Annotated in this window: 24 protein-coding genes and 1 riboswitch; of the genes, 15 read left to right on the forward strand and 9 right to left on the reverse strand. The window is 69.1% G+C overall.

Features of this window, described 5'->3' with window-relative positions; translation table 11 throughout:
• Positions 1-374 precede the first annotated feature (374 nt).
• The gene (locus tag AC1D12_RS03380) at positions 375-1082 is read left to right on the forward strand and encodes a TetR family transcriptional regulator (RefSeq protein WP_477838862.1); all 708 of its coding nucleotides are present in this window, start codon (positions 375-377) and stop codon (positions 1080-1082) included.
• On the opposite strand, the gene AC1D12_RS03385 is transcribed toward AC1D12_RS03380, so the two are convergent.
• Positions 1009-2187: an MFS transporter gene (locus AC1D12_RS03385; RefSeq protein ID WP_477825013.1), complete on the reverse strand. Its 1179-nt coding sequence runs from the start codon at positions 2185-2187 to the stop codon at positions 1009-1011. The two genes, AC1D12_RS03380 and AC1D12_RS03385, sit on opposite strands and share 74 nt — an antisense overlap.
• A gap of 98 nt (positions 2188-2285) precedes the next feature.
• On the opposite strand from AC1D12_RS03385, the gene AC1D12_RS03390 reads away from it, so the two are divergent.
• Positions 2286-3056 (forward strand): DeoR/GlpR family DNA-binding transcription regulator, encoded by a 771-nt coding sequence (locus AC1D12_RS03390; protein ID WP_477825014.1) that lies wholly within the window; start codon positions 2286-2288, stop codon positions 3054-3056.
• An 11-nt stretch (positions 3057-3067) separates the two neighbouring features.
• Here AC1D12_RS03390 and AC1D12_RS03395 read toward each other — a convergent pair whose 3' ends face one another.
• A complete protein-coding gene (locus AC1D12_RS03395) occupies positions 3068-4030 on the reverse strand; it encodes an MBL fold metallo-hydrolase (RefSeq protein WP_477825015.1) in 963 nt (320 codons plus the stop codon).
• Between the two features lie 82 nt (positions 4031-4112).
• Complete coding sequence (locus tag AC1D12_RS03400; protein WP_052211322.1) at positions 4113-4688, reverse strand: helix-turn-helix domain-containing protein; 576 nt, start codon at positions 4686-4688, stop codon at positions 4113-4115.
• A gap of 110 nt (positions 4689-4798) precedes the next feature.
• Between AC1D12_RS03400 and AC1D12_RS03405 the strand changes: the two genes are divergently transcribed.
• From AC1D12_RS03405 to AC1D12_RS03415, 3 genes are read left to right on the forward strand one after another with little or no spacing between them, the layout of a single operon-like run.
• A complete protein-coding gene (locus AC1D12_RS03405; protein ID WP_477825016.1) occupies positions 4799-5512 on the forward strand; it encodes an SDR family NAD(P)-dependent oxidoreductase in 714 nt (237 codons plus the stop codon).
• Positions 5509-6630: an S-adenosylmethionine:tRNA ribosyltransferase-isomerase gene (locus AC1D12_RS03410; RefSeq protein ID WP_465111381.1), complete on the forward strand. Its 1122-nt coding sequence runs from the start codon at positions 5509-5511 to the stop codon at positions 6628-6630. Before AC1D12_RS03405 ends, AC1D12_RS03410 begins: the two co-directional genes overlap by 4 nt.
• A 49-nt stretch (positions 6631-6679) precedes the next feature.
• A complete protein-coding gene (locus AC1D12_RS03415; protein WP_477825018.1) occupies positions 6680-7282 on the forward strand; it encodes a chalcone isomerase family protein in 603 nt (200 codons plus the stop codon).
• A 27-nt stretch (positions 7283-7309) separates the two neighbouring features.
• On the opposite strand, the gene metW is transcribed toward AC1D12_RS03415, so the two are convergent.
• A complete protein-coding gene (metW, locus tag AC1D12_RS03420) occupies positions 7310-7894 on the reverse strand; it encodes a methionine biosynthesis protein MetW (RefSeq protein WP_047501437.1) in 585 nt (194 codons plus the stop codon).
• Positions 7891-9039 carry a homoserine O-succinyltransferase MetX gene (gene metX, locus AC1D12_RS03425; protein ID WP_477825019.1) on the reverse strand — a complete coding sequence of 383 codons (1149 nt, stop codon included), beginning with the start codon at positions 9037-9039 and terminating at the stop codon, positions 7891-7893. The genes metW and metX overlap by 4 nt, the downstream gene beginning before the upstream one ends.
• A gap of 52 nt (positions 9040-9091) precedes the next feature.
• A riboswitch (SAM riboswitch) is annotated at positions 9092-9163 on the reverse strand.
• Between the two features lie 205 nt (positions 9164-9368).
• On the opposite strand from metX, the gene AC1D12_RS03430 reads away from it, so the two are divergent.
• Complete coding sequence (locus AC1D12_RS03430) at positions 9369-11153, forward strand: pectate lyase (RefSeq protein ID WP_465111385.1); 1785 nt, start codon at positions 9369-9371, stop codon at positions 11151-11153.
• Positions 11154-11169: 16 nt separating this feature from the next.
• Here AC1D12_RS03430 and AC1D12_RS03435 read toward each other — a convergent pair whose 3' ends face one another.
• Together AC1D12_RS03435 and AC1D12_RS03440 are read right to left on the reverse strand one after the other, a co-directional pair.
• Complete coding sequence (locus tag AC1D12_RS03435) at positions 11170-12030, reverse strand: response regulator (RefSeq protein ID WP_047501443.1); 861 nt, start codon at positions 12028-12030, stop codon at positions 11170-11172.
• Positions 12027-15428 carry a hybrid sensor histidine kinase/response regulator gene (locus AC1D12_RS03440; RefSeq protein ID WP_477838865.1) on the reverse strand — a complete coding sequence of 1134 codons (3402 nt, stop codon included), beginning with the start codon at positions 15426-15428 and terminating at the stop codon, positions 12027-12029. The genes AC1D12_RS03435 and AC1D12_RS03440 overlap by 4 nt, the downstream gene beginning before the upstream one ends.
• 189 nt (positions 15429-15617) lie before the next feature.
• Between AC1D12_RS03440 and urtA the strand changes: the two genes are divergently transcribed.
• Genes urtA through AC1D12_RS03475 form a run of 7 tightly spaced genes read left to right on the forward strand, consistent with a single transcriptional unit; the run spans position 15618 to position 22011 of the window.
• Complete coding sequence (gene urtA, locus AC1D12_RS03445) at positions 15618-16880, forward strand: urea ABC transporter substrate-binding protein (protein WP_477838867.1); 1263 nt, start codon at positions 15618-15620, stop codon at positions 16878-16880.
• Positions 16881-16897: 17 nt separating this feature from the next.
• Positions 16898-17812, forward strand: coding sequence for an urea ABC transporter permease subunit UrtB (gene urtB / locus AC1D12_RS03450; RefSeq protein WP_477838869.1), 915 nt, complete (start codon positions 16898-16900; stop codon positions 17810-17812).
• A 20-nt stretch (positions 17813-17832) separates the two neighbouring features.
• Complete coding sequence (urtC, locus tag AC1D12_RS03455) at positions 17833-18960, forward strand: urea ABC transporter permease subunit UrtC (RefSeq protein ID WP_477825023.1); 1128 nt, start codon at positions 17833-17835, stop codon at positions 18958-18960.
• On the forward strand, positions 18957-19700 hold the full coding sequence (urtD, locus tag AC1D12_RS03460) for an urea ABC transporter ATP-binding protein UrtD (protein WP_047501451.1): 744 nt from the start codon (positions 18957-18959) through the stop codon (positions 19698-19700). The genes urtC and urtD overlap by 4 nt, the downstream gene beginning before the upstream one ends.
• 10 nt (positions 19701-19710) lie before the next feature.
• Positions 19711-20400: an urea ABC transporter ATP-binding subunit UrtE gene (urtE, locus tag AC1D12_RS03465; protein WP_465111389.1), complete on the forward strand. Its 690-nt coding sequence runs from the start codon at positions 19711-19713 to the stop codon at positions 20398-20400.
• Positions 20401-20438: 38 nt separating this feature from the next.
• Positions 20439-21668 (forward strand): formamidase, encoded by a 1230-nt coding sequence (gene fmdA / locus AC1D12_RS03470; RefSeq protein WP_477838871.1) that lies wholly within the window; start codon positions 20439-20441, stop codon positions 21666-21668.
• A gap of 16 nt (positions 21669-21684) precedes the next feature.
• On the forward strand, positions 21685-22011 hold the full coding sequence (locus AC1D12_RS03475; protein WP_047501457.1) for an FmdB family zinc ribbon protein: 327 nt from the start codon (positions 21685-21687) through the stop codon (positions 22009-22011).
• A gap of 61 nt (positions 22012-22072) precedes the next feature.
• On the opposite strand, the gene AC1D12_RS03480 is transcribed toward AC1D12_RS03475, so the two are convergent.
• Positions 22073-22279, reverse strand: a complete 207-nt coding sequence (locus AC1D12_RS03480; RefSeq protein ID WP_465111391.1) for a hypothetical protein — start codon at positions 22277-22279, stop codon at positions 22073-22075.
• Between the two features lie 92 nt (positions 22280-22371).
• Here AC1D12_RS03480 and AC1D12_RS03485 point away from each other — a divergent pair, with 92 nt between their 5' ends.
• Positions 22372-22734 (forward strand): hypothetical protein, encoded by a 363-nt coding sequence (locus AC1D12_RS03485; RefSeq protein WP_477838873.1) that lies wholly within the window; start codon positions 22372-22374, stop codon positions 22732-22734.
• A 14-nt stretch (positions 22735-22748) separates the two neighbouring features.
• Here AC1D12_RS03485 and AC1D12_RS03490 read toward each other — a convergent pair whose 3' ends face one another.
• The gene (locus AC1D12_RS03490) at positions 22749-22904 is read right to left on the reverse strand and encodes a DUF3096 domain-containing protein (protein ID WP_082004143.1); all 156 of its coding nucleotides are present in this window, start codon (positions 22902-22904) and stop codon (positions 22749-22751) included.
• A 116-nt stretch (positions 22905-23020) separates the two neighbouring features.
• On the opposite strand from AC1D12_RS03490, the gene AC1D12_RS03495 reads away from it, so the two are divergent.
• A complete protein-coding gene (locus tag AC1D12_RS03495; RefSeq protein WP_047501946.1) occupies positions 23021-23326 on the forward strand; it encodes a hypothetical protein in 306 nt (101 codons plus the stop codon).
• Positions 23327-23406 lie beyond the last annotated feature (80 nt).

The following is a 23406-nucleotide window of genomic DNA, read 5'->3' on the forward strand; positions in this document are numbered from 1 at the left end:
CGGCAGCGCCGCCACCGGCCGCGCCGTCCTTGGCGCCGCAGGCCACGAGCAGCGCGACGACGACCGCCAGCGGGAGCGCTTTCAGCGCGCCACGAACCGGGGAAACAACAGCAGCACTTTCCGCCGCGACGTTCTTCAACGCAGACATGCAAATCCCTTCCGGATGCTGCGCCCGCCGCGGGCGCCTGATGAGCTGGGGGAAAGCCGACAAAGCGCAAGGCCGGGTGGAAAACCCGGCCGGACGGGTCGACGATGCGGGTTAGTATACATACACGACTGAATGTAAACCGTCCATTTACCCATTGACCTGCACGGTACCGGCGGCGCACTTACCGAGTGCTTACCGGCACCGCTCACCGAGGAGTCGCCACGCGATGGCGCGACGAACGAAAGAAGAGGCCCTGGCCACCCGCAGCCACATCCTGGACACCGCCGAGCTGGTGTTCCAGGAGCGTGGCGTGTCGCGCACGTCGCTCAACGACATCGCGCTGGCGGCCGGGCTGACCCGCGGTGCCATCTACTGGCACTTCAAGGACAAGGGCGACCTCTTCAACGCGATGCTGCTGCGCGTGACGCTGCCGATGGAGCAGATGGTCCACGCGAGCGCCGACCCGCATGTGGACGCGCCAGTGGATCACATTCTGGAAAGCTTTGTCGATGCCCTGCGCAAGACGGTGCATGACCCGCAGGTGCGGCGCGTGTTCGACATCGCGACCAACAAGGTCGAGTACGTCGACGAGCTCGACAAGGTGTGGGAGCGGCACCGCCAGGTGCATGCCGACATGCTGGCGCACGTGGAGAGCGCGCTGAAGCGGGCGGTCCAGCGCGGCCAGATCGTGCTGCGCGCGCCGGCCCGCACGGTGGCGATCGGCCTGCATRCGGTGATCGACGGCTTGATCCGCACCTGGCTGCTGGAGCCGGACTCGTTCGACCTGGTGCGGGTCGGACGGCAGGTGCTCGAAGGCTATCTGGCGGGCATGGCGCCGGTGCCGCCCGCGCCGCCGGCCATCACGCCCGTGCCGGGTTCGTCCCCGGCGCCGGCCGGGGCTCGTCGAGGTGCTGGGCGAGCAGCGCGATCGTAGCGGCCAGGCCGGCCAGTACCAGCAGCGCGAAGCGCAGGCTCGTCAGTTGCGCGAGCCAGCCGATCAGCGGCGGCCCGAGCAGGAAGCCGCCGTAGCCGAGCGTGGCCATCGCCGCGATGCCTTGGCCCGGGCCGCGGCGCGCGCGGCGTGCGGCGGTGCCGAAGACCAGCGGCGCGACCGTCGCGACGCCGAGCCCGACCGCGACGAAGGCCGCGAGCGTCAGGCCGGCGCTCTGCGTGATCAGCGCGGTGGCGAACAGCAGCGCGGCCGCGGCATTGCCGGCGCGCAGCAGCGTGGAGGCGCGCCACACCGCCATCAGCCGGTCGCCGGCCAGCCGCAGGCCCATCATCGCGCAGGCGAACGCGGCATAGCCGAAGGCGCCGAGCGCGGCGCTCAGGCCGAGGCCGTCCTTCACGTAGACCGCGCTCCAGTCGGCCATGCCGCCTTCGATCAGGAAGGCGCAGAAGACGATCGCGCCGAGGCCGCCCATGCCCGGCTCGGGCAGCGCGAAATGCGGCGCCGCCTCGGCCGGCTTCGGCGGCGTGGACTGCAGCCAGCGCATCGCCACCAGCAGCACCCCCGCCAGCACGGCCGCGACCACGCCGATGTGCAGCCCCGGCGCGATGTCGTGGTGCGCCATCGTGCCGCCGAGCGCTGCGCCGCACAGGCCGCCGGCGCTCCACAGCCCGTGCAGGCCCGACATGATCGGCTTGCCGCGGCGCGCCTCGACCTCGACCGCCAGCGCGTTCATCGCGACGTCCATCGCGCCGTTGGCCGCGCCGAGCAGGAACAGCGTGAGGGCGAGCGGCAGCAGCGAGCCGACCAGCACCGGGTGCGGCAGCAGGAAGCAGTAGATGAAGCCGGTCGCGAGCGTCAGCCCGCGCGCGCCGAGCTGGCCGATGCCGCGCCCGGCCAGCTGGAACGACACCAGCGCGCCGGCCCCCATCGCCAGCAGTGCCATGCCGAGCTGGCCCTCGCTCAGGCTCAGCGCATCGCGCACCGCGGGGATGCGCGAAACCCAGCTCGCGAAGCCGGCGCCGTTGGCGAAGAACACGGCGGCCATCGCGATGTGTTCGGCGCGCGAGGCGGTGGGAGAGGAAGACATGGCGGCTCCGAAGGCGTGGGCATGCTTGAGCGAATTCGATCAAGTTCGAGCATATTAGAGCAGTCGGCGGGGCCGGGCAAGCTAGAATTCGCGCCACGATGGTCCGCAAGACACCTGCCCCTCCGTGGTTCGGCGAAGAACGCCGCGCCCGCACGCTGAAGCTGCTGCGCGAGAAGGGGCGCGTGGAGGTGCTCGACCTTGCTCGGATGATGGGCGTGTCCGAGCACACGATCCGCCGCGACCTGCTCGACCTGCAGGCGCAGGGCGCGCTGCACAAGACGCATGGCGGCGCGGTGTCGCTGGACACGGCGCGGCTCGATTTCGCGGGGCGCGCGGATGTGATGGCGGATGCGAAGCAGGCGATCGGCCGGGCCGGTGCCGCGCTGATCGAGCCGGGCCAGACGGTGATCATCGATGCCGGTTCGACCTCGCTGGGCCTGGCGCGCGCGCTGACGGTGCGGCCGGTCACGGTGATCACGAACTCGCTCGACGTGGCGGCGCTGTTCGACCGCGACCCCGGCGTGCAGCTGGTGCTGACCGGCGGCACCTGGCACGCGCAGGCGCGGGCGCTGTGGGGGCCGGCGGCGCGCGAGATGCTGCAGCAGTGCCGCGCCGACTGGGCGGTGCCGGGGGCCTGCTCGGTCGACCTCGCGATGGGCATCACCGTCACCGACGAGGCCGACGCGGCGACCAAGCGCGCGATGATCGGCGCCGCGGCCCGCACGATGGTGCTGGCCGATCACTCGAAGCAGAACAACGTGTCGCCGTTCGTGGTCGGCCGGTGGCGCGAGGTGCACACGCTGGTCAGCGACCGCGCCTGGCCCGAGGTCCAGGCGCTGGGGGTGCGGGTGCACGTGGCACCCGACTGATCAACGGGCGTTCAACGGATCTGCTGATAGTCCACCGGCACCCACACGTAGCCGCGGCCTTCGGCGCGGATGTGCCCGATGCCCGGGAACGGCAGGTGGGCACCGGCCACCAGGAAGCCGCCCTTGGCTGCGTCGGCATAGGCCTTCTTGCGCTGGATCGCGGCCGACTTCGAATCGCTGTCGAACGAGATCGTGACCTGCGGCTGCGGGAACTGCACCGCGGCCACGTGCATCAGGTCGCCCCACAGCACCAGCTTCTGGCCCTTGGACTCGACCGCGTAGATCGAGTGGCCCGGCGTGTGGCCGCGCGCGGCGAACGAGCGCACGCCCGGCACCAGTTCGGCCTCGCCGTCGAACGGCTTGAACTTGCCGGCGGCGACGTACGGGTTCAGCGAGGCCATCGCGCCCTGGAAGAAGCCTTGCACCTCCTTCGGGGCCTTCTCCATCGTGGCCTGGCTCAGCCAGAAGTCGGCGTCATGCTGGTCGGCACGCACGATGGCGTTCGGGAACGCCGGCTTGCCATCGGCCAGCAGGCCGCCGACGTGGTCGGGGTGCATGTGGGTGATGTAGATCTCGTCGACCTGCTCGGGCTGGTAGCCGGAGGCTTTCAGGTTGGCCAGCAGGTTGCCGGCCGTCGGGCCGAACAGGCCGGCGGCACCGGTGTCGACCAGCACCAGCTTGCTGCCGGTGTTGATCAGGTAGCCGTTGACCGAGGTCTGCACGGTGTCCTTCTGGAACGACTTGTCGAGCAGCTTGCCGACGTCCTTCTGCGTCGTGTTGGTCAGCAGCTGCTTGGGCTGCAGGTCGAGCGTGCCGTCGAACAGTGCGGTCACCTCGAAGTCGCCGAGCATCATCCGGTAGTAGCCGGGCGCTTGCGTCTTGAGCTGCGGCGCGCCGGCCTGAGCGGCGGTGGCGAGCACCCATGAGCCGACCAGCGCGGCCAGGCCGTTGCGAATCCAGGGCGTGAATGTCATTCGAATTTCTCCTCGGGTGCGGAATTGCGGGCGCAAGCATAGGGGCGCGCTGCAATCCCCACCGCGCAGAGGGGCAGCGTTCCTACACACCGGCCTTCGCGAGGACGACCAGTGAAATGCCGCGCGCCGGCTGCAGCGCATCGGCGTTCTGGTACGAGTGCGGCAGGTTGCCGGGGAAGGCCAGCACCTCGCCCTCGGCCAGCGTGTAGCGCTCGCCGGCCACCATCAGGTTCACGCGGCCGTCCAGGCAGGTGAAGAACTCGCGCGTGCCCGGCAGGTGCGGCGTGCCGCCCATCACCGCGCCGGGCTCGAAGTCCATCACCTCCATCATCTCGTCGGGCACCGATTCGGGAATCAGCACGCGCAGCGTGACGCCGCGCCCCTTGCCGGCCGGGCGGCTGCGCAGCGCGATCTCGTCGGCCGGCCAGTGCCGGACCATCGCACGCGGCGACGCAAGCAGCTCGTCGATCGGCACGCCGAGCGCGCCGGCCACCTTCACCAGCACCGACAGCGACGGGTTGCCGTCGCCGGACTCCAGCGTCGCGATCGTCGAACGCGGCAGCGCGGCCGATTTCGCGAGGGCGTCCTGCGTCAGCCCGCGGGTGTGGCGCAGGCTCAGCAGGTTGCGGGCCAGGTGGCTGGCGGTGGGTTCGCTCATCAGGCCCGCATTGTCGACGGAACGGACGCTTCGCCAATGCAGCAGTCCGCGCGCTGGGCGATGCGCATGACGCTCCCTATCGTGAGGCCATCACTTCACGGAGCCTCCCCATGAAAACCCTTCGAGACGATCCGCTGGCCGGCCTGCGCGTGGCGATCACCGGCGGCACCTCGGGCCTCGGCCTCGCGCTGGTGCAGGCGCTGTCGGCGCGCGGCGCACGCGTCGCCTTCATCGCCCGCGATGCGGCCCGCGTGCGCCGGCTCGCGCAGGACCTGCCCGGCACGCGCGGCATCGTCGGCGACATCGCGCGCCGCGACGACATCCACCCGATCGCGCTGCAGGTCGGCGCCGCGCTCGGCGGGCTGGACGTGCTGGTCAACAACGCGTCGAGCCTCGGCCCGGTGCCGCTCGCGCTGCTCGCCGACACCGAGTGCGAGGACCTGGAGGCCGCGCTCGCCGCCAACGTGCTCGGCCCGTTCCGCCTCGGCAAGGCGCTGCTCGGCGCGCTGGCCGCGTCGGCGCGCACCGGAGCGCCCTCGCTGGTGATCAACATCAGCAGTGACGCCGCTGTCACGCCCTATCCCGGCTGGGGCGCCTACGGGGCCAGCAAGGCGGCGCTGCACCACCTGAGCCGCATCTGGGATGCCGAGCTGCGCGAGCACGGCGTGCGCGTGTTCTCGGTCGACCCCGGCGACATGGACACGCCGCTGCATGCGCTCGCCGTGCCCGATGCCGACCCGGCGACGCTGCAGCGGCCGGCCGATGCCGCGCGGCCGATCGTCGCGCTGATCGCCAACACCGTCGCGCACGCGGAGTTCGCATGAAAGCCGCCCACCTTCCGGCCCAGCGCCCGCGCGACGCACGCCTGCTGGTGATCGACCGCCACGGCGAGCTGCACCACGCCGAACGGTCACACCTCGCCCGCTGGCTGCGCCCCGGCGACCTGCTGGTGGCCAACGATGCGGCGACGCTGCCGGCCAGCCTGCACGGCACGCACCTGCCCACCGGCGCGCCGATCGAGGTGCGGCTGGCCGGGCGGGCTTCGCTGCGGGTGGATGCGGTGCACACCTTCACCGCGGTCGTCTTCGGTGCCGGCGACTTCCGCGCGCGCACCGAAGACCGCCCCGCGCCGCCGGCCTTGCACCCCGGCGACCGGCTGCAGCTCGGCCCGCTGGCGGCGACGGTCGCGCGGCTGCTCGACCACGCGCGGCTCATCGAGCTGCGTTTCGACGGCGACGCCGACGGCATCTGGGCCGGCATCGCGCGCCACGGCCGGCCGATCCAGTACGCCCATGTGCCGCAGCCGCTCGCACTGTGGGACGTGTGGACGCGCGTCGCGGCGCTGCCGGTCGCGTTCGAGCCGCCGTCGGCCGGCTTCCTGCTCGACTGGCAGATGCTGCACGCGCTGCGCGAGCGCGCGATCGGCTTCGCGACGCTGACGCACGCGGCCGGCCTGTCGTCGACCGGCGATGCGGCGCTCGATGCGCGGCTGCCGTTCGACGAGCCGTACCACCTGCCGGCCGCGACCGTGCAGGCCATCGCCGACACCCGGCGCAGCGGCGGGCGTGTCGTCGCGCTCGGCACCACCGTCACGCGGGCGCTGGAGCATGCCGCGCAGGCCGGGCCGTTGCGCGCCGGCGAAGGCCTGGCGAACCAAAGGATCGGGCCGGCCAGCCGGCTGCAGGTGGTCGACGCGATCGTCAGCGGCACGCACGAGCCGGGCAGCAGCCACCATGCACTGTTGCAGGCCTTCGTCGATGCGTCGGTGCTGCGCCGCGCGGACGCGGCGCTGGCGGCGCACGGCTATCGCACGCACGAGTTCGGCGATTCGGTGCTGATCGAAAACGCCCGCCGTCCCCAAAGATCACCGCGCCAGGGTTCACGAACGATCGTGCGATCCATCGACCAGCCCGGGTTCGCCGGCTTGTTGCGGCCGGCATAAGCCCGAATAATCGGCGCCATCCAACAAACAGATGGTTCCGAGGAGACGCATGACCCCGATTCGCACCCCCGCGTTCTGTACCACCGCTGCCGCCCTGACGCTCGGGCTGGCCTTGATCGCCGGGGCCGCCCAGGCCGCTTCGACGACGACCAAGTTCGAGCCGATGCTGCAGGTGCAGGGCACGCCGCTGCTGCTGAACGGCGCGGGCACGCGCTTCAAGGCCATCTTCAAGGTCTACGACCTCGGGCTGTACACCAGCAGGAAGGTCGGCACGCCCGAGGAGCTGCTGGCGCTGCCGGGCCCGAAGCGGCTGCAGTTCACCGCGCTGCGCGACCTGCCGGGCACCGACCTGGGCCGGCTGTTCATCAAGGGCATGTCGGAGAACTCGCCGAAGGAGATGGTGCAGAAGCACACCTTGTCGGCGACCCGGCTGATCGAGATCTTCTCCGGCCGCTCGAAGATGGCCGCGGGCGAGACCTTCGCGATGGAGTTCGTGCCGGGCAAGGGCACCACCTTCTACATCATGGGCCAGCCGCAGGGCGAGCCGGTGGGCGACGCGGAGTTCTTCGCGATGGTGCTGAAGATCTGGGTCGGCGATGCGCCGGCCGACCACCTGCTGAAGGCCGCGCTGCTGGGGCGCGACAAGGAATAGGAACAGGGCGCTGCGGCCAGCGGCGCGTCAGGTCTTCTCGAACTTGAACACCGCGACGCTCGCGGTCAGGTTCGGCCGGCGGCGGCGCACCGTGCCGTTCTGGATGCCGAACGAATCGAGGATCTGCAGCCCGCTCTTGCGCGCCAGCACCTCGAAATCCGCGTACGTGCCGACGCGGATGTTCGGCGTGTCGTACCACTCGTAGGGCAGCGCCTTCGTGACCGGCATGCGCCCGCTCGCGATGCGCAGCCGGTTCGCCCAGTGCGCGAAGTTCGGGAAGCTGACGATGCCCACGCGGCCGACGCGCGCCGTCTCGAGCAGCATGCGCTCGGTGTTGCGCAGGTGCTGCAGCGTGTCGAGTTGCAGCACGACGTCGAAGCTGCGGTCCTCGAACATCGAGAGGCCTTCCTCGAGGTTCAGCTGGATCACGTTGACGCCGCGCTGCGTGCACGACAGCACGTTGGCGTCCGAGATCTCGATGCCGTAGCCGCTGCACTGGCGGTGGTCGCGCAGGTGGGCGAGCAGTTCGCCGTTGCCGCAGCCGAGGTCGAGCACGCGCGAGCCCTTCGGCACCATCTCGGCGATGAGTTCGATGTCCTTGCGATCACTCATGCCACGGCTCCCACGCCAGCGAATTCCTTGGCGATGTTGTCGAAGCGCGCCCGCAGCACGCCGTGGTACCGCGCATCGTCGAGCAAGAACGCGTCGTGCCCGTGCGGTGCGTCGATCTCGGCATAGCTCACGTCCAGGCGGTTGTCGAGCAGCGCGCGCACGATCTCGCGCGAGCGCTCCGGCGAGAAGCGCCAGTCGGTCGTGAAGCTCACCAGCTGGAACTTGCAGCGCGCGCCGGCGAAGGCCGCGGCCAGGTCGCCGCCGTGCTCGCGCGCCGGGTCGAAGTAGTCGAGCGCGCGGGTGATCAGCAGGTAGGTGTTGGCGTCGAAGTACTCGCTGAACTTGTCGCCCTGGTGGCGCAGGTAGCTCTCGATCTCGAACTCGATGTCCTGCGTGCTGTAGCCGGGCGCGCCGCCCTTCAGGCCGCGGCCGAACTTGGCCTCCATCGCGTCGTCGCTCAGGTAGGTGATGTGGCCGATCATCCGCGCCACGCGCAGCCCGCGCTTGGGCACCACGCGGTAGCCGTAGTAGTGGCCGCCGTGGAACTCGGGGTCGGTGACGATCGCGCGCCGCGCGACCTCGTTGAACGCGATGTTCTGCGCCGACAGGTTCGGCGCCGTCGCCACCGCGATGCAATGGCGCAGCCGGTCCGGGTGGCGCAGCGACCAGCTCAGTGCCTGCATGCCGCCGAGGCTGCCGCCGAGCACCGCGGCCAGCTGGGCGATGCCCAGGCGGTCGAGCAGCCGGGCCTGCGCATCGACCCAGTCTTCCACCGTGACGACCGGGAAATCGGCGCCGTAGACGCGGCCGGTCGCGGGGTCGACATGCATCGGGCCGGTCGAGCCGAAGCACGAGCCGGGGTTGTTGATGCCGATCACGAAGAAGCGGTCGGTGTCGAGCGGCTTGCCCGGGCCGATCAGGTTGTCCCACCAGCCCTCGCTGCGCGGCTCGCCCGCATGGGTGCCGGCGACGTGGTGCGAGGCGTTCAGCGCATGGCACACCAGCACCGCGTTGCTGCGCTCGGCGTTCAGCGTGCCGTAGGTCTCGTAGACGAGCGTGTAGTCGCTCAGCCTGGCGCCGCTGCGCAGCGGCAAGGGCTCGGTGAACTGCATCACCTGCGGTTTGACATCACCCAGCGAACTCATGTGGACACGCACCCAAAAAGAAAAACCGGCGCCGCCAAGATGGGGGACACCGGTGGGTGCGTCCATTCTTTAGCTGGTTTTTTAAAGCGCCCGCAAGCCGGAACAAATCAGCGCTGGCGGCAAGTATAGGGCGCCGGGCCCTGTCGGCCCCGGGCGCGAGGCCGTGGCCATGTCATCGTATCTCTTGGGGATGAAGTCAGTGTTTTGCATCCGTTTTTGTGCAGTCTGACAGGGATAGCCCCAGTAAATCGTTGATTTCTCAGTCGTACGATGACTGATGACATTCGATGAAATCGATTGTCATCCCATGACATCAGGAGGCAGACAACATGCAACGACGTACCTTTCTCGGGGCCACGCTGAGCCCCGTCGCGCTGGCCGCTTGCGGTGGCGGAGACGACAACCCGCCCGCGCCGCCGGCCCCGCCCACCGCCCAGGGCATCGCCGTCGACGCGCTGAAGCGCGCCGTGGCCTACATGGACGAAGAGGTGTCCTACCGCGGCGGCTATGTCTGGTCGTACTCGCCGGACCTGACGCAGACCTTCGGCGAGATGGAGGCCAAGCGCACGATGTGCTGGATCCAGCCGCCCGGCACGCCGTCGGTCGGCAACGTGTTCCTCGACGCGTACCACGCCACCGGCGACGAGCGCTTCTACCAGGCGGCCGAGCGCACCGCGCTCGCGGTCGTCGCGGCCCAGCACGCCTCGGGCGGCTGGAACTACATCCACGACTTCGCCGGCGAGGAGTCGCTCAAGCACTGGTACGAGACCATCGGCAAGAACGGCTGGCGCCTCGAGGAGTTCCAGAACTACTACGGCAACGCCACCTTCGACGACGCCGGCACCGCGGTGGCGTCGCAGTTGATGCTGCGCATGTGGCTCGAGAAGAAGGATCCCCGTTTCGAGACGCCGCTGAATCGTGCAATCGATTTCATAAGACAGGCCCAGTTCGGCGCCGAGCTCGGCATCGCCAATGGCGGCTGGCCGCAGCGCTTCCCGCACTACGCTGGATCGAAGGCCAGCATGCCGCAGCCGAACCCCGAGCAGATCCCGGCCGGCGCGCATGCCGGCATGGAGGATGGCGATTACACGCTGCACGTCACCTTCAACGACGACGTGATGGGCGAGAACATCAAGTTCCTGACGATGTGCGTGCTGGCGCTCGGCCGCACCGACCTGCTGGACAACATCACGCGCGCGATGGAGTGCATGCGCGCGATGCAGCAGCCCGCGCCGCAGGCCGGCTGGAGCCTGCAGCACCTGTCGCGCGAGACGAACGGCCGCCCGGCCGGCGCCGCCGCCGGGGCGCGCACCTACGAGCCGCGCTCGCTGGCCACGCACACCACGCAGACCAACATCCAGCAGCTGTTCCACTACTTCACGCTGACCGGCGACCGCAAGTTCCTCGCGCGCATCCCCGAGGCGATCGCGTGGTTGAAGACGGTGCCGCTGCCGGCCGACGCGATCCAGCGCAACGCGCTGCTGAGCGGCCGCACGCACGCGACTTTCATCGAACTGGACAGCAACGAGTCGCTGTACGTGCACCGCTACGGCTCGAACATCCACAACGGCGCCTACTTCGCCGACAAGGACCTGACGAACACGCTGAGCCATTACTCGGCGGGCCGCTCGATCGACATCGCCGGGCTGCAGAAGCGCTACGACGATCTCAGCGGCATGAGCGACGCGGCGGTGGCCGAGCTGGTGGCACGCTCGCCGCTGAAGGCGACGCAGCCGACGGCGCTGCCGAAGTTCTTCGGCATCCGCGAGGTCGATTTCCCCGACCTGTTCAGCGGCGCGAAGATGACGACGCCGGTGGTGCCGCAGACCGAGGTCGACACGCTGGTGGCCGACCTGGGCACGAAGAACTACTGGACCGCGCCGGTGCCCGAGGTGGTGAACCCGTACCGCGGCGACGGGCCGACGGCGCCGTACACCGGCACCGCCTACCGCAGCAAGCATGTGGGCGACATCTACGACACCTCGCCGTACCCGGCCGACAACCCGCCGGACATCGCGCCCTACGTGAAGCGCGACAAGCCGCAGTTCATCGTGACGGCGGACGTGATCCGGCGCATCGGGCGGCTGATCGCGTTCGTGTCGCCGGTGGTCTGAGGACGCGGCCAGGTCTTCAGCCGAGTTCGCGGCTCGCCAGCGCCGCCGCCGCGGCGCGCGTCTCCACGCCGAGCTTCTCGAACACATGCTCGAGGTGCTTGTTCACGGTGCGCGGGCTCATGCCGAGGATCTCGCCGACGTCGCGGTTGGTCTTGCCCTTCGCGATCCACGACAGCACCTCGGTCTCGCGCGGCGTCAGCGACGCGGTGCTCAGCCGCGTCGGCGGCACGTCGCTCGCGGCCTGCAGGCGCATCAGCAGCATCCGCTCGCCCAGCCCGACTGCGCCGGCGTGGCGCACCGACAGCACCCGGCCATCGGTGCCGATGCTGCGGTGCTCCGCCACGCCATCGTCTGCCCAGGCCGCCGGCAGCCCCTGCGGGTGGAACTCGCGCAGCCACGCCGCCGCCTGCGGCGAACGCCACGCGACGCGCCCCTGCGCGTCGAGCACCAGCACGCCGTGCCCGCCGACATCCACCGCCTCGCGCGCGAGCCGCACTGCGCGCGCATTGCGCACGTGCGTGGCCAGGCGCACCAGCACCTCCTGCGCACGCACCGGCTTCACGACGTAGTCGACGCCGCCGCTCTCGAAGCCTTCGACGATGTGCGGCGTCTCCGACAGGCCGGTCATGAAGATCACCGGGATGTGCGACAGCGCCGGGTCCTGCTTGATGCGCCGGCAGGTCTCGAAGCCCGACAGCCCCGGCATCAGCGCGTCGAGCAGGATCGCATCGGGCGTCGCGAGGTCCAGCCGTGCGAGGGCTGACTCACCGTCGCGCGCGACCAGCACCGTGTAGCCCTCGGCCTCGAGCGACGCGCACAGCGCGCCGAGCGACTGCGGCGCGTCGTCGACCACCAGCACGACGGGGGACGCACTCACAGCGCCTCCGTCGTCACGTCGCGCAGCGCCTGCGTCAGCCGGTCGAGCAGCGCATCGAGCTCGAAGCGCTCCGCCAGCAGCCGCATCGCGCGCAGCTCGGCGTGGGCCCCCGGGTGCTGGGCGATCGCCGCATCCAGCGCTGCCTGCACGCCCTGCAGGTGACCGAGCCGCACGAGCCGGATCAGGTCGCCGATCAGCTCGGCGGGCAATGCCGTCGCACCCACCGGCCCGGCCGCACCGGTGACACCGGCCGTGGCCCAGTTCGGCAGCGCCAGCTCGGCCAGCCATTCGATCTGCAGGTGCCGCTGCAGCATGTCCAGCAGCTCCGATTCGATCACCGGCTTGTCGACGAAGCCCTGGCAGCCGGCGGCCGCCAGCTTGTCGGCCTGGTTCTCGAACGCGTTCGCCGACACCATCAGGATCGGCAGGTGCAGCAGCCCGGCCGCGCGGATCTGGCGCGCGGTCTGCCAGCCGTCCATGTCGTCCATCGAGACGTCGAGCAGCACCGCATCGGGGCAGTCGTCCAGCACGCTCTCGAGGCACTCGCGTCCGCTCGCCGCCTCGCGGATGCGAAAGCCGAGCGGCATCAGCAGCCCCGCCAGCATCTGGCGCTGCGTCGGCTGGTCGTCCACCACCAGCAGGCTGCGCCGCGGGCCGAGGTAGCCGGTGACCGGCCGGTGCGTGCGCCGCGGCAGCACCGGCGCGCTGATCTCGCGCAGGTACAGCCGCGCGGTGAAGGTGCTGCCGCGGCCCGGCGCGCTCTTCACCGTCAGCTCGCCGCCCATCAGCTGGGTCAGCAGGTGGGTGATCGTCAGCCCGAGGCCGGTGCCGGGCTCGCCGGTGCGCCGTCCGGCGCTGCCGCGCTCGAACGGCAGGAAGATGCGTTCCTGGTCCTGCGCCGCGATGCCGATGCCGGTGTCGATCACCTCGAAGCGCGCCAGCTCCAGCCGGTAGTCCAGCTTCAGCGTCACGCTGCCGCGGTCGGTGAAGCGCACCGCGTTGCTCAGCAGGTTGATCAGGATTTGGCGCAGCCGCTTCGCATCGGCGTTCACATGGCCGGGCACGCGGCCGCTGGTCTGCAGCGTGAAGACGAGCCCTTTCGCTTCCGCCTGCGGCCCGACCATGCGCACCAGGTCGTCGAGGAACTCGTGCATCGGCAGCGGCGCCATGTCCAGCCGCAGCCGGCCAGCCTCGATGCGCGCCAGGTCGAGCAGCCCGTCGACCAGCCCGTGCAGGTGCTCGCCGCTGCGGTGGATGGTGTCGACCGACGCGCGCCGCACGCCCTGCACCTGCTCGTCCTTCAGCAGGATCTGCGCATAGCCGAGGATGCTGTTCAGCGGCGTGCGCAGCTCGTGCGTCATGCCGGCCACGTAGCGCGTCTTCGCCTGGTTCGCGGCCTCGGCCAGGTCCTTCGCGGCCTGCAGCGCGGCGTCGGTGCGGCGGTGCGCGTCGATCTCGCGCGTCAGCAGCTGGTTCTGCCGGTTCGACTCGTCCTGCGCCATGTGCCGGCTCTCGCTGCCCAGCACCACCCACCAGGCGCCGACGGCGGCCGCCAGCGACAGCAGCGCGAACACCTTCAGCAGCGGCGCCTTCAGCGCGCCCTGGCCGGCGGCGTGCAGCACGCCCTCCTGGTCGTAGACCACGCCGAGGATCACCGCCAGCAGCCCGATCAGCGAGGCGGCCACCACCAGGTAGTGCGCGACGCGGAAGTTCACGCGCGATGCGAGCCGCTGCGGCAGCACCGCGGCCAGCACCGCGCTGACCTGTTCGGCGGCGCGCGAATCGGTCTTGCAGCGGTCGTGGCAGCGCGATTCCAGCGTGCAGCACAGCGAGCAGATCGGCGCGCCGTAAGCCGGGCAGTGCGCCATGTCTTCGGACTCGAAGGCGTTGTCGCACACCGTGCAGCTCACGCTCTGGCCCGGTGCCCAGCGCGTGGTGTCGTGCCGCGCCAGGTACCAGCGCCCGCGCGTCGCCCACGCGAGCAGCGGCGACACCACCATCGCGGTGACCAGCGCGATGAACGGCGCAAAGGCCTGCGCCGCGGCACCGAGCGCGCCGGCGTACGCGACGATCGCGAGCACCGCCGCGCTCAGCATTGCGCCGAGCCCGACCGGGTTGATGTCGTACAGGTGCGCGCGCTTGAACTCGATGTGGCGCGGGCTCCAGCCGAGCGGCTTGTTGATCACGAGGTCGGCGACGAGCGCGCCCACCCACGCGATCGCGACATTGCTGTACAGCCCGAGCACGCGCTCCAGCGCCTCGAACACGCCCAGCGTCATCAGCAGCACCGCGATCAGCACGTTGAACACCAGCCACACCACGCGGCCCGGGTGGCTGTGCGTGAGGCGAGCGAAGAAGTTCGACCACGCGAGCGAGCCGGCGTAGGCGTTGGTCAGGTTGATCTTCAGCTGCGAGACCAGCACGAACAGCGTGGTCGCGCCGAGGATCCAGGCCGGGTCCGCGAACACGTAGGCGAAGCCGGCCAGGTACATCTGCGTGGGCTCGACCGCCTTCTCGGTCGGGATCTGGTGCTGCAGCGCGAGGAAGGCGAGGAAGGCGCCGCCCAGCATCTTCACCATGCCCGGCACGATCCAGCCGGGGCCGGCCACCAGCACCGCGGCCCACCAGCGGCGCCGGTTGGCACGCGTCTTCTCGGGCAGGAAGCGCAGGTAGTCGACCTGCTCGCCGATCTGCACCACCAGCGAGAACGCGACGGTGGCGGCGGTGCCGAACATCAGCCAGCTGAAGCCGTTGCTGCCCGAGGCCCGGCCGACCAGCCCGGTGAAGTCGGCGAACGCCTGCGGGTTCTTCGCCAGCACGAAGGCGTAGGGGCAGATCAGGAGGATCAGCCACAGCGGCTGCGTCCACAGCTGCAGCCGCGAGATCAGCGTGATGCCGTGCATCACCAGCGGCACGATGCCGAGCGACGACAGCAGGTAGCACAGCGACAGCGGCCAGCCGAAGTACATCTGCAGCGCGAGCGCGAGGATGGCCGCCTCGAGCGCGAGGAAGATGAAGGTGAAGCTCGCGTAGACCAGCGAGGTCAGCGTGGAGCCGAGGTAGCCGAAGCCGGCGCCGCGCGTCAGCAGGTCCATGTCGACGCCGTACTTCGCCGCGTAATAGCTGATCGGCAGCCCGGTCAGGAAGGTGATCAGCCCGACCACGAGGATCGCCCACAGCGCGTTCGAGAAGCCGTAGCCGATCGCGATCGAGCCGCCGATCGCCTCGAGCGCGAGGAACGAGGTGGCGCCGAACGCGGTGTTGGCGACGCGGAACTCGCTCCACTTGCGGAAGCTGCGCGGCGTGTAGCGCAGCGCGTAGTCCTCGAGCGTCTCGTTGCCGACCCAGGTGTTGTAGTCCCGGCGGATGCGAAAGATCTTTTGCGTGGCCACGGACACCGGTTTCTCCGACAACGACGGCAGTGTCGGCTCTCATRCAAGAAGCGCTCCCGCGGCCGGCTACGTTGATTGACGTATTCGGTTTGCGCACGCCATCCCGGACAGTCGGCCCCAGCGTGAACAACGCGGCACCGCACAGGCTTGGTGCCGTGCGTCATGACGATGCCCTCAACCTGTTCGGAGAACACGATGACCGACCGCAACGACGACCTCCACACCGATTCGATGCAGCGCCGCCGGCTGCTGCAAGGCGCCGCCGCGTTGCCCCTCGCGGGCCTGTCGGGGTTCGCGCTCGCGCAGGCCGCCCCCACCGCCAAGGTCAACACGACGAAGCTGGCGGTCACCGACACCGAGGTGACGGTGGGCCAGCTGCACTCGGGCACCGGCACGATGGCGATCTCGGAGACCGGCTCGATCCAGGCCGAGCAGCTCGCAATCGACCAGATCAACGCGATGGGCGGCGTGCTCGGCCGCAAGATCAAGGTGATCAAGGAAGACGGCGCGTCCGACTGGCCGACCTTCGCCGAGAAGTCGAAGAAGCTGCTGGTCAACGACCGCGTGGCCTGCGTGTTCGGCTGCTGGACCTCGGCCTCGCGCAAGGCGGTGCTGCCGATCTTCGAGAAGGAGAACGGCATGCTCTATTACCCGACCTTCTACGAAGGCCTGGAGCAGAGCAAGAACGTGATCTACACCGGCCAGGAGGCGACGCAGCAGATCCTGTGGGGCCTCGACTGGGCGGCCAAGGAGAAGAAGGCCAAGACCTACTTCCTGGTCGGCTCCGACTACATCTGGCCGCGCACCTCGATGAAGATCGGCCGCAAGCACATCGAGGGGCACCTCGCCGGCAGCAAGGTGGTCGGCGAGGAGTACTACCCGCTCGGCCACACCAACTTCAACTCGCTGATCAACAAGATCAAGGTCGCCAAGCCCGACTGCATCTTCGTCGCGGTGGTGGGCGGCTCGAACGTCGCGTTCTACAAGCAGCTGAAGGCGGCCGGCGTCACCGCCGACAAGCAGTTCCTGCTGACGATCTCGGTGACGGAAGACGAGGTGCTGGGCATMGGCGGCGAGAACATGGMSGGCTTCTACGCKTCGATGAAGTACTTCCAGTCGCTGGACAACGCGAACAACAAGGCCTTCGTGTCGGCSTTCCGCGCCAAGTACGGCCCGACCGCGGTGATCGGCGACGTGACGCAGGCCGGCTACCTGGGGCCGTGGCTGTGGAAGGCGGCGGTCGAGAAGGCCGGCAGCTTCGACGTCGACAAGATCGCCGCGGCCTCGGCCGGCATCGAGCTGAAGACCGCGCCCGAGGGCTACGTGAAGGTGCACGAGAACCACCACCTGTGGAGCAAGACGCGCATCGGCATGGCGCAGGCGGACGGGCAGTTCAAGGTGGTGGCGGAGTCGCCTGACTTGATCGAGCCGAATCCGTTTCCCAAGGGATACCAGTAAGCACGACGGGCGCCGCCATGACCCTCTCCGAAATCCTGAACATCTCGCTGATGCAAGGCTTCGCCGGCCTGAGCCTGTTCTCGGTGCTGCTGCTGATGGGCCTGGGCCTGGCCATCATCTTCGGCCAGATGGGCGTCATCAACATGGCGCATGGCGAGTTCATGACGATCGGCGCCTACACGATCTGGCTGTTCTCGCACCTGGCCGAAAGCTACGCACCGAAGCTGATGGCCGCGTACTTCCCGGTGGCGATCGTCGCGGCCTTCGGCTTCGCGTTCGCCGCCGGCTGGGCGGTCGAGTGGCTGTTCATCCGCCACCTGTACCGCCGCCCGCTCGACACGCTGCTCGCCACCTGGGGCCTGTCGCTGGGCATGCAGCAGATCTTCCGCTCGACCTTCGGCGCGAAGGAGGTGAGCCCGACACTGCCCGACTGGCTGATGGGTTCGTGGGCGCCGTCCGCCGGTCTCGACATCCCGATCAACGGCCTGTTCGTGATGGCGCTGACGGCGGTCGTCACCGGCGGCGTGCTGCTCGCGCTGTACCGCTCGCGCTGGGGCCTGCGGGTGCGCGCCACCGTGGCCAACCGCATGATGGCCAACGCGACCGGCATCAACACGCGCCAGACCGACCGGCTCACCTTCGCGATCGGCTGCGGCATCGCCGGCGTCGCGGGGGCCGCCTTCACCACCATCGGCTCCACCGGCCCGACCAGCGGCTCGCTCTACATCGTCGACGCCTTCCTGGTCGTCACCTTCGGCGGCGCGGMCAGCCTGCTCGGCACCGTGGTGTCGGCCTTCGGCATCGCGCAGACGCAGTCGATCACCGAGTTCTTCATCACCGGCTCGATGGCCAAGGTGCTGACGCTGTCGCTGATCGTGCTGATCCTGATGGTGCGACCGCAGGGGCTGTTCGCGGCCAAGGTGCGGCGTTGATCTCTCTTCAAGGAGCTCCGATGAATCGCATCGTGCAGTGGCTGGACCGCAGCGGCATGGGCAGCGTGCTGCTGCTGGCCGTGGTGCTGGCGGTGGTGTTCCCGCTGGCCTTCGACCTGTTCCGCCTCAACCTGGTCGGCAAGTACCTGAGCTATGCCTTCGTCGCGCTGGGCCTGGTGATGCTGTGGGGCTACGGCGGCGTGCTGAGCCTCGGGCAGGGCGTGTTCTTCGGCCTCGGCGGCTACGGCATGGCGATGTTCCTGAAGCTCGAGGCGAGCGACCCCGTGACGACGAAGATCCAGTCGACGCCGGGCATCCCCGACTTCATGGACTGGAACCAGATCACCGCGCTGCCGCTGTGGTGGGAGCCGTTCCGGCACTTCCCGTTCGCGCTGCTCGCGATCCTCGCGGTGCCGACGCTGCTGGCCTTCGTGATCGGCTTCGCGATGTTCAAGCGGCGCGTCGGCGGCGTGTACTTCGCGATCATCACGCAGGCGGTGGCGCTGATCCTCACGGTGCTGATCATCGGCCAGCAGGGCTACACCGGCGGCGTCAACGGCATGACCGACCTGAAGACGCTGCTCGGCTGGGACACCCGCACCAACAGCGCGAAGTACATCCTGTACTTCCTGACGGTGGCGCTGCTGATCGGCGCGATCGTCGGGTGCAGCTGGATCCAGAAGAGCAAGCTCGGCACGCTGCTGCTCGCGATGCGCGACAAGGAAGACCGCGTGCGCTTCTCGGGCTACGACGTCGCGATGTTCCGCGTGTTCGCGTTCTGCCTGGCGGCGCTGCTGTCGGCCATCGGCGGTGCGCTGTTCACGCTGCAGGTGGGCTTCATGTCGCCGTCGCTGGTGGGCATCGTGCCCAGCATCGAGATGGTGATCTTCGCGGCGGTCGGCGGGCGCATGTCGCTGGTCGGCGCGGTGTGGGGTGCGCTGCTCGTCAACTTCGGCAAGACCTACTTCTCCGAGAGCTTCCCCGACCTGTGGCTGTTCCTGATGGCGGCGATGTTCCTCGGCGTGGTGCTCGCGTTCCCCGACGGGCTGGCCGGGTTGTATGCCAACAAGCTGAAGCCGTGGTGGCTGCGGCGCAGGCGCCGCAGCACGGCCGAGCCGCGTGCCGAGACCGCATGGAGGGCGTCATGAGCAACACCGACTTCGTGCTGGCGGTCGAGGACCTCACCGTCTCGTTCGACGGCTTCAAGGCGATCGACGCGTTGACGCTGTACGTCGACAAGAACGAGCTGCGCGTGATCATCGGCCCGAACGGCGCCGGCAAGACCACGCTGCTCGACCTGATCTGCGGCAAGACGCGCGCAAGCGGCGGCAGCATCAAGTTCAAGAACACCGAGATGAGCCGGCTGCCCGAATACCAGATCGTGCGCGCCGGCATCGGCCGCAAGTTCCAGACGCCGTCGATCTACGAGAACCTCAGCGTGTTCCAGAACCTGGAGGTCTCGTTCCCGCGCGGCCGCGGTGTGTTCGGGGCGCTGGCGTTCCAGCGCGATGCCGAGGTGCGCGACGCGGTGCAGTCGGTGGCCGCCGAGATCGGCCTGGCCGACCAGCTCGAGCTGGAGGCCGGGCTGCTCTCGCACGGCCAGAAGCAGTGGCTCGAGATCGGCATGCTGCTGATGCAGGACCCGGAGCTGCTGATGCTCGACGAGCCGATCGCCGGCATGAGCGTGCGCGAGCGCGAGCTGACGGCCGAGCTGCTGAAGCGCATCTGCAAGGGGCGCTCGATGATCGTCATCGAGCACGACATGGATTTCGTCAAGCAGATCGCCCACAAGGTGACGGTGATGCACCAGGGCAGGATCCTCGCCGAGGGCTCGATGGAGCAGGTGCAGGCCGACCCGAAGGTGATCGACGTCTACCTCGGCCATTGAGGACATTGCGATGCTCCATGTGAAGAACCTGCACGTCGCCTATGGCCAGAGCGAGGCCCTGCACGGCATCGATTTCGACGCGGGGAAGAACGAGGCCGTCGCGATCATGGGCCGCAACGGCATGGGCAAGACCACGCTGTTCAAGAGCCTGATGGGGATCCTGCCGGCCAGGTCCGGCAGCATCGAGGTCGACGGCCGCGAGGTCACGAAGGACGAGAGCTTCCAGCGCGTGCGCAAGGGCCTGGCCTACGTGCCGCAGGGCCGCATGATCTTCCCGATGCTGACGGTCGAGGAGAACATCCGCACCGGCCTGGAGAACGCCGCGAGCCGGCGCATCCCCGACGAGATCTACGCGCTGTTCCCGGTGCTGTTCGACATGCGCTCTCGCAAGGGCGGCAACCTGTCGGGCGGCCAGCAGCAGCAGCTCGCGATCGCCCGCGCGCTGGTCACCAACCCGAAGGTGCTGCTGCTCGACGAGCCGACCGAGGGCATCCAGCCTTCGATCATCAAGGACATCGCCCGCGCGCTGAACGAGATCCGCAAGCGGCGCGAGATCACGATCGTGGTCTCCGAACAGGTGCTGAGCTTCGCGATGGACGTGGCCGACCGGCTGTTCGTCATCGAGGGCGGGCGGCTGGTGCACGAGAGCCCGCGCGCAAGCACCGACGTGCAGCGCATCAAGCAGTTCCTCTCCGTCTGAGTCATTTCCCCGAACACACACATTCACAGGAGCACGCCATGCCCGACACCCTGATCAAGGTCGACCTGAAGCAATCGCCGTACGAGAACGAGCAGGTCCACAACCGCTGGCATCCGGACATCCCGATGGCCTGCTGGRTCAASCCGGGCGAYGAYTTCRTSCTSGAGACCTWCGACTGGACSGGCGGCTTCATCMAGAACAACGACAGCGCCGACGATGTGCGCGACATCGATCTGTCGATCGTGCACTTCCTGTCGGGCCCGGTCGGCGTGCACGGCGCCGAACCGGGCGACCTGCTGGTGGTCGACCTGCTGGACATCGGCGCCAAGGCCGACAGCCTGTGGGGTTTCAACGGCTTCTTCTCGAAGAACAACGGCGGCGGCTTCCTGACCGACCACTTCCCGTTCGCGCAGAAGTCGATCTGGGACATCCAGGGCATGTTCACGAAATCGCGTCACGTGCCGGGTGTCAACTACGCCGGGCTGATCCACCCGGGGCTGATCGGCTGCCTGCCGGACCCGTCGCTGCTCGAGAAGTGGAACGAGCGCGAGGTCGGCCTGATCGCGACCGAGCCCGACCGCGTGCCGCCGCTGGCCAATCCGCCGTTCGCGGCCACCGCCCACATGGGCAAGCTGGGCGGTGACGCGAAGGCCAAGGCGGCGGCCGAGGGGGCTCGTACCGTGCCGCCGCGCGAGCACGGCGGCAACTGCGACATCAAGGACCTGTCGCGCGGCTCGAAGATCTACTTCCCGGTGTACGTGAAGGGCGCCGGCCTGTCGGTGGGCGACCTGCACTTCAGCCAGGGCGACGGCGAGATCACCTTCTGCGGCGCGATCGAGATGGCCGGCTGGGTGCACATGAAGGTCGAGGTGATCAAGGGCGGCATGGCGATGTACGGCATCAGGAACCCGATCTTCCGGCCCAGCCCGATCACGCCGCACTACAACGACTACCTGATCTTCGAGGGCATCTCGGTCGACGAGGCCGGCAAGCAGCACTACCTGGACGTCAACGTCGCGTACCGGCAGGCCTGCCTGAACGCGATCGAGTACCTGACGAAGTTCGGCTACTCGAAGGCGCAGGCCTACTCGATCCTCGGCACGGCGCCGGTGCAGGGGCACATCAGCGGCGTGGTCGACATCCCGAACTCGTGCGCGACGCTGTGGCTGCCGACGCAGATCTTCGATTTCGACATCCGGCCGAACGCGAGCGGGCCGGTGAAATACATCCAGGGCGGGCCGGAGATGCCGCTGTCGCCGGACCTCTGAGCCCGGGGCGCCGACCATGCCGACCTACGACTACCACTGCCCGCAGTGCGGGCCCTTCGATGCGCTGCGGCGCATGGCCGAGCGGGATGTGCCGGCGGCGTGCCCGCGCTGCGCGATGCCGTCGACCCGGGCCTGGCTGGCGGCGCCGCGGCTGGCGGACATGCCGGCCGAGCGGCGCTTTGCGCTGGCGACCAACGAGCGGGCCCGGCATGAGCCGAAGGAATCGGCGCGCTACCGGCATCCGGCGGGCTGCGGGTGCTGCGCCGGGCCGAAGCGGACGGGGGAGGCGGCGACTGCGCCGCGGTCATTCGCCGGCAAGCGGCCCTGGATGATCAGTCACTGAAGGGCTTCGACCGGCTCAGCCCGACCCTTCGACAAGCTCAGGGCGAGCGGAGCTTGCCGCGTCACATCTGCTTCGCGATCTCGGCCGTCCGGCAAATCTCGTTGTTGTCGACGACGACCCACTCGCCGCCCTTCTGCAGGCAGACCGCACGCGCGGTCTGGTGGCGTTCGCGGATGCGGTCGGGGGCGGTGGAGACCCGGAACACCGCGCCGGCGATGGCGGCGATGCTGATCAGCGCGAAAGCGGTGCGTGCGAAACGGGTGCCCATGGCGCTCTCCGGTGGATCGGCGAATTCTCAGGCATTTGGCCCGACTTTGCATGCTCGCTAGCATCCCCACCTTTGCGCATGCGAGACACCCGATGAAGCCTTCCGTGTCAGATGTTGCCGAACACTGGGTCGAGGATGCCGGCGACAGCGACGCCGCCCACCTGGACATCCCGCCGCACGCGACGCGCGAGCGCCGTTTCGAGATCTTCTGCAGCTTCGAGGTGGCCAACCCGCTCGGCGGCGACGACGCGGCCCACGGGCTGCGCGTGCTGGTCAACGGGGCCCAGGAATGGGCGCGCCGGGTGGCGACCCATGCCGGCAGCGATTCGCTGGACGTGCGGCTGCGCAAGACCGTGCCGGTCGGCGAGCCGCTGCGGCTGACCGCCCGCACCGAGGTGCAGGGCGTGCGCCGGGTCGGGCTGAAGATCACGGCCGACGAGGACCTGGACGGCTGAGCGTCCGCGGGCGCTCAGTGCAGCCGCAGCGACGACATCCCGAACAGGCCGATCAGCCCGATCGCGATCAGGTAGATCGCGACGATGAAGTTCAGCAGCTTCGGCATGACCAGCACCAGGATGCCGGCGATCAGCGAAATCAGGGGGGTGAGGCTCAGGTGGATGTTCAATTGAGGGTTCCGTCGGGAGGTTGAAACGTGGATCGGGGATGGACCGCGGGCAGGTCCCTAGAATGTCGGCCCGCGCATCGAAGACGATGACGCACCGATTCTCCCTGGAGCCCGCCGTGGATCTGAAACTTCCGATTGTCATCTTCGACGAGCTCACCGAGTCCGTCATCCGTTCCACCGGCATGCTCGACCTGGCCAGCGGCGAGATCCGCAACGTGCAGTACGAGGATTACGACGTGAAGGCCGAGGGCATGCCGATCGAGGACGAGAGCTACGAGTTCACCTCCGGGCTGCTGACCAACGGCAAGCGTGACGTGGAGTTCCGCATCGAGGTGGACATCATGTCGGGCGCCTATTCGGTGACGCCTAGCGAGTTGCTGGAATTGAAAGGCCGCGCCGCCAAGCTGTTCTCGACGAAATAGAACGGCTACCCTTGGCGCCTCCCGCCACGACACCGGAGCCGCCATGCCGACGATGCCCGAAGCCAGGATCCTGATCGCCC

Source organism: Rhizobacter sp. P1_G5 (assembly GCF_056405435.1).